General features: G+C 39.2%; 3 protein-coding genes. All 3 read right to left on the reverse strand.

Annotated features, from left to right (window positions below; genetic code table 11):
* Positions 1-54: 54 nt before the first annotated feature.
* Positions 55-807: a succinate dehydrogenase/fumarate reductase iron-sulfur subunit gene (locus E1176_RS03370; protein ID WP_155209166.1), complete on the reverse strand. Its 753-nt coding sequence runs from the start codon at positions 805-807 to the stop codon at positions 55-57.
* Between the two features lie 22 nt (positions 808-829).
* Positions 830-1,207: a four helix bundle protein gene (locus E1176_RS03375; RefSeq protein WP_155209167.1), complete on the reverse strand. Its 378-nt coding sequence runs from the start codon at positions 1,205-1,207 to the stop codon at positions 830-832.
* Between the two features lie 18 nt (positions 1,208-1,225).
* The coding region (locus tag E1176_RS03380) for a fumarate reductase/succinate dehydrogenase flavoprotein subunit (protein WP_155209168.1) at positions 1,226-3,155 on the reverse strand (1,930 nt) is incomplete at its 5' end.

Genomic DNA, 3,155 nt, shown 5'->3' on the forward strand with positions numbered 1-3,155 from the left:
GGCTACTCGATCGAGTAGCCTTTACTTTTTATGTCTCTATAATCAAATAAGAACTTAGTCTAAATTATCTGATTTTGCTTTTGCTCCTAAATATTCTCTATTCATTCGTGCTATATTCTCAAGGCTAATACCTTTAGGGCACTCTGCAGAACATGCTCCTGTATTCGTACATGCTCCAAATCCTTCCTCATCCATTTGAGCTACCATATTCTCTGCTCTAGTTTTACGCTCAACCTGTCCTTGAGGTAACATAGCAAGCTGAGATATTTTTGCGCTTACAAAAAGCATGGCAGAGGCATTTTTACAAGCAGCAACACATGCACCACAACCGATACAGGTTGCAGCATCAAATGCTTCATCAGCAATTTTCTTAGGAATCGGTATCTCATTAGCATCAGGTACACCACCCGTGTTTACAGATACATATCCACCTGACTGTATTACTCTGTCAAAGGAACCTCTGTCTACAACCAAATCTTTCACAATAGGGAAGGCCTTAGCTCTCCATGGCTCAACAGTGATTGTATCACCATCCTTAAAAGATCTCATGTGTAGCTGGCACGTTGTTGTTTGTTGCGGACCGTGTGGCTTTCCATTTATGTACATACTACACATACCGCAAATACCCTCTCTACAGTCATGATCAAAATGTACCGGGTCTTCACCCTGCGCTACAAGTTTCTCATTGAGTACATCAAACATTTCTAAGAAAGACATGTCTGGTGAAACATCATCGAGTGTATAATTTTTAAATCCACCTTTGTCGTTGGCGTTTTTTTGTCTCCAAACTTTGAGTGTAATTTTCATGATTACAGTTAAATGTTAATAGTTATCTGTTCTTAGCCTTATGAAGATAATTGATATATCCATTTAAAATTGCTAAGCATTTATCAATCTGTATTTTTATTTCCTTATAATTTGTCTCACTTATAAAATTTTCCTCTCGGGCAATTATAAAGTGATCAATCAATTCATGTAAAGAGCCACGACTTATCCGACAAAATTGGATATTTTCCTGATAATGAAATCTGCCATAACCCTCAGCTATATTGTATGTTGTTGACCTTAATGCTCTAGTGATCTGATCTGTCAATCTGTATTTTTCGTCATTTGGGAATGATACTAATAATTTCTTTCCCAACTGCCTTAATCCTCTACATGATTTCCAACATTCTAAATCTTCAAAAGATTTTACACTACTGACCATTAACGGATAACAAATTAACTATTTATAGCTTCTTTGTGTCAGTTTAACATTTTCAAATATCAAGTCTTCCTTATTTAAAGTCTCAGGTTGCTCTGGGCCGTTATATTCCCAGGCAGCGACATAAGAAAACTCGTCATCTTTTCTTCTGGCTTCACCCTCTTCTGTTTGAGACTCTTCTCTAAAGTGTCCGCCACATGATTCTGTTCTATTAAGCGCATCGTCAACCATAAGCTCACCTAATTCTAAAAAGTCAGCTACACGGTTGGCTTTTTCGAGAGATTGATTTAACTCCTCGTTTTCACCGATTACTTTTACGTTTTCCCAGAATTCTTTTCTAAGTGTTTGAATAAGGCCTTTAGCTTTTTTCAAACCTTCTGCATTTCGAGACATACCGCAGTATTCCCACATGATGTTACCCAATTCTTTGTGAAACTGGTCAACCGTCTTATTCCCTTTGATGCTGAGAAGTTTATCAATTTTTTCTCTTACATCAGCCTCTGCTTTTTTGAAAGCTTCATGATCGGTAGGGATTTTATCATAAGGCGTTTGAGCAAGATAATCACCAATTGTGTAAGGAATTACGAAATAACCATCTGCCAAACCTTGCATGAGTGCACTAGCACCTAATCTATTGGCACCATGATCTGAGAAGTTGCTCTCACCGATTGAGTACAAACCAGGTACAGTAGTCATTAAGTTGTAATCAACCCATAGACCACCCATGGTATAGTGTACTGCCGGGTAGATCATCATTGGCGTTTCGTATGGATTTTCACCCGTGATTTGCTGATACATATCAAATAAGTTACCATACTTGCCTGATATTGTATCTCTACCATCACGCTTAATAGCGTCAGCAAAATCAAGATATACTGCCAAACCAGTTTTACTTACACCTCGACCTTCATCGCAAACATATTTGGCGTTCCTTGAAGCCACATCTCGTGGTACAAGGTTACCGAATGATGGATATTTTCTTTCTAAGTAATAATCCCTCTTGTCTTCAGGTAGATCAGTAGGCTTTAGTTCACCCTTTCTGATTTTCTCACTATCAGATTCTTCCTTCGGTACCCATACACGTCCATCGTTTCTTAGAGACTCCGACATTAGCGTAAGCTTCGACTGGTGATCACCAGAAACAGGAATACAAGTAGGGTGTATTTGTGTAAAACAAGGGTTTGCAAAGAATGCGCCTTTTTTGTGAGCTCTCCATGCTGCAGTAGCATTGGAGCCCATAGCGTTGGTCGAAAGATAGAATACGTTTCCATATCCACCGGTTGCTAGTACAACAGCATGCGCACTATGAGATTCTATTTTACCGGTTGTTAGATTTCTTGTTACGATACCTCTTGCCTTACCATCGACCATGACAACGTCAAGCATCTCGGTTCTAGGAAATAAAGTTACTTTTCCGTTAGAAACCTGTCTGCTTAAAGCACTGTAGGCTCCAAGTAGTAATTGCTGTCCTGTTTGGCCTCTGGCGTAGAAAGTACGTGATACCTGAGCTCCACCAAAAGATCTATTGGCCAATAAGCCACCATATTCTCTAGCGAAAGGTACGCCCTGTGCTACGCATTGATCTATAATGTCAACACTTACTTCAGCAAGTCTGTGCACATTACCTTCTCTTGATCTATAGTCACCACCTTTTACAGTATCGTAAAATAGCCTGAAAACACTATCGCCATCATTTTGATAGTTTTTGGCAGCGTTGATACCTCCCTGGGCAGCAATACTATGTGCTCTTCTTGGACTATCCTGAAAACAAAATGCTTTTACATTGTATCCTAATTCTCCGAACGAGGCTGCAGCAGAAGCTCCTGCCAAACCTGTTCCTACTACAATGACATCATATTTTCTTTTATTAGCCGGGTTTACCAGCTTTATATTAAACTTATGTTTCGACCACTTTTCTGATAATGGCCCTTCAGGAATTTTAGAATCTAAC

It is taken from the genome of Fulvivirga aurantia (assembly GCF_009711475.1).
Classification (GTDB): domain Bacteria; phylum Bacteroidota; class Bacteroidia; order Cytophagales; family Cyclobacteriaceae; genus Fulvivirga; species Fulvivirga aurantia.